At 30.5% G+C, this 2,063-nt stretch carries 2 protein-coding genes; both read right to left on the bottom strand.

The window, feature by feature from the left end; genetic code table 11:
• Positions 1-228 precede the first annotated feature (228 nt).
• Positions 229-1,080, bottom strand: a complete 852-nt coding sequence (locus G498_RS0109990) for a DUF4435 domain-containing protein (RefSeq protein WP_026981023.1) — start codon at positions 1,078-1,080, stop codon at positions 229-231.
• A complete protein-coding gene (locus G498_RS0109985) occupies positions 1,080-1,901 on the bottom strand; it encodes an AAA family ATPase (RefSeq protein WP_081694226.1) in 822 nt (273 codons plus the stop codon). The genes G498_RS0109990 and G498_RS0109985 overlap by 1 nt, the downstream gene beginning before the upstream one ends.
• Positions 1,902-2,063 lie beyond the last annotated feature (162 nt).

Below are 2,063 nucleotides of genomic sequence, written 5' to 3'. Positions count from 1 at the left end.
CTAAATGCAGTACCGACTATTTTATTAAAACGAAAATAATAAAAATAAGTTAGACATTCATCATTATTGAAGTAAAGGGAGGTATTGCATTTAGCGTTCCGGCGCTTGGCGAGGTTGCGAACTTCGGAACTGATTATTTTCTGTTAAAGATAAAATTTCTTGCGAGAAATAAACGTGTATTTACTACAAAATTCGCAATCTTGCCAAACGCTTGTTACCAGCAGTACTTTATATAAGTTGAAGTTCGTAATGGTTGACAATATTTTGCGGAAGATTTTTTATAAAATTATTGAGTGCTACATGTTGGATAATTTCTCCATTTGCACTACTCAAATTATAAAATTGTTTCAAAAGAAACTTTACTAAAATTTTAAAAAAATCACCAAGCAAATGTCCAAAACAGTTGCGATGTGGCAAAATTCCATTTCTTCTACCATATGCAGCCGTGGCAACTCTGTTTATATTTGAAGCTGTTAACAAAGCATTTAGCTCTGCTTTTTTCACCTTGGTTGGATGATTAGTATTGCATTCGATTAATCTCAAATAACCATTAGGTCTTGGGAAAAATGAATTTGCTTGAGAAAATTTATGGGCATCTGCGTACACACCAATTTTTATTGCGTTTAAGAATTGATTATGATAGTGCTTAATAATTTGTAAATCTAAAGTCTCTGCAGACAAATTTTCAATAACTTCTAAGACTAGTTCTGAATTCCAAACATCATTTTCCCAGCTATAACCATATGTATAAATTATATTTGTATGTGAAAGGGAGTTGTCTAGAATTTGATCAAAATCTTGATCCATAGCAGCATAAATTGTTTTTATGTCGTTTTGAATTATATTTTCTGCAATTCTTATTACAGCACTTTTTGATCCAACTGCTTTGAACTTGTACCTTGCTGGCTTGAAATGATTTAAAATTCTTCGCCAAAAAAGAATATCGATTGATTCATTATTGAAGTTGCCAGCTTCGATTTCTTGCAGTGTATATGAAGTTCCACCTTCTACAAATACAATAAAGTCAACATTATGAAATAAATGCTGATTTGTAAGTCCCGAAACAGTTCTAGTAAACATTATGATTTAATACAATTTTCAATATTAATAACCGATTTTTGAAATGACCCAACTATGTCTGGAGAATGCGTTGCAAATATCATTTGAGCATGTGGATTTAAAACTTTTAAATTTTGCACGAGCTTTTCTTGCCACTCAACATGTAATGACAATTCAGGCTCATCAGCAATGAAGATATGAGGCTCAGATCTTTGAAGTAAAGTCTCACCGAAAATTATCAAAAGTTGTTTTTCACCTGAAGATAGATTAATTAGTGGAAATTTTTTTCCACTTTGTGTTTCAATAACTAATTCATTTCGCACGTTTAGAGTTAATTCTTTTCTTTGTAAAAGTTCATTTATTACTCTCATAAAATTATTTCTTGATTCAAAAATGACCTCTTGTTTATTTAAAAGTTCTTGCCATTTCTGTATAACTGAATGAACACGAGCCATTCCAATTAGGTATTGTGCATCGTCAAATCCTATTTTATCACCTAAGGATTTCTCAAGTGCTTGATTGAATGCAGCAGCATAGCTGTCTAGTGAAGATCTGTATTCAGATGTTTCAAATTTAAACAAAGAATAAACTTCAGCTAGAGATTTTTTTTCTTTGTTAATGTCAATTTTTCTTACGTTACGAAAAAGTTCACTTTCAGTTTGGGTAGATAAAAGTGATAAAAATATATATTTTTGAAATTTATCTGTTTCGTCTTTTGCTTGCCTATTTAATTCGTTAAGATAACCAGAAAAATTAATGCTAAATTCAGCTAGCTTTTGGTCAACAAGTGATTCATGACTTTTGTCATCTGTTCTGCGTCCAGAGGTTTTAAAACGATGTATTGATAACCAACTTGTATTAAATAACTTTTTTAATTCGAGCTGTAAATCTTTTTTAGGGTTACCACCTTGTGTATTGTCCTAAAATAGTTGACAAAATTTAGATTAAAAATTTAAGCTAATATACGTTTTTTCTTATTTGACTTATAGGATTTGTAAATTACA

It is taken from the genome of Flavobacterium suncheonense GH29-5 = DSM 17707, from assembly GCF_000430025.1.
Taxonomy (GTDB): domain Bacteria; phylum Bacteroidota; class Bacteroidia; order Flavobacteriales; family Flavobacteriaceae; genus Flavobacterium; species Flavobacterium suncheonense.
The sequence above is the reverse complement of the archived record's forward strand: the minus strand, read 5'-3'. Positions and strand labels throughout refer to the sequence as shown.

Bases quoted from the DNA above. Each gene is read 5' to 3' on its own strand.
- G498_RS0109990 (WP_026981023.1), bottom strand. From the start codon at position 1,080: ATGTTTACTAGAACTGTTTCGGGACTTACAAATCAGCATTTATTTCAT.